We start from the raw sequence: 527 nt of genomic DNA, 5'->3' as shown, positions 1-527 counted from the left end.
TGTACTTCACATTGAATAACAACTAAAGAAGGCATATACAAGGCTCGTCGGATTCTGGAATTTCCTCTTTTTGATATTTTTGTCTTTCCTACTCTAGTTCCAGATTGTGCTTCAACCACATCAAAACCTGCATAAGAGACTACTTGTTTGTAATTATTGAAAAGTGTAAATCCATTCGTTTCTGCAAGAATTACTGCAGTTGTTAAAATACCTAAACCTTTGATAGTGCATATATTTTTAACTTTTTCTAAAACTTCCTTATCAGACGCGATATGTTCTAAAATCGCTTTGTCTAATTCTTTAATTTGTGATTCAAACAAACCAATATTTTCTTTTAATTGGGCGGTAACAGAAGCTAGCTGATGCATTGCGTGACTTAAAGCATCTAATTGATTTTTAATAATTGTTTTTAATTCTGTGAGATTTTGACGTTGTCTTGTTAATAAACGTAATTCATAGAAAAAAACACCCATAGGTTCCCAAGCTTCTAAACATTGTTCTGCACCCATTTGTGATAATCCTTTGGC

At 32.4% G+C, this 527-nt stretch carries 1 protein-coding gene; it reads right to left on the bottom strand.

The window, feature by feature from the left end; translation table 11 throughout:
* Positions 1-527 (bottom strand): transposase (locus tag Q0762_RS13915; protein ID WP_298767740.1); only part of this gene is annotated, 527 nt, incomplete at both ends.

It is taken from the genome of uncultured Polaribacter sp. (genome assembly GCF_947495205.1).
Classification (GTDB): domain Bacteria; phylum Bacteroidota; class Bacteroidia; order Flavobacteriales; family Flavobacteriaceae; genus Polaribacter.
The sequence above is the reverse complement of the archived record's forward strand: the minus strand, read 5'-3'. Positions and strand labels throughout refer to the sequence as shown.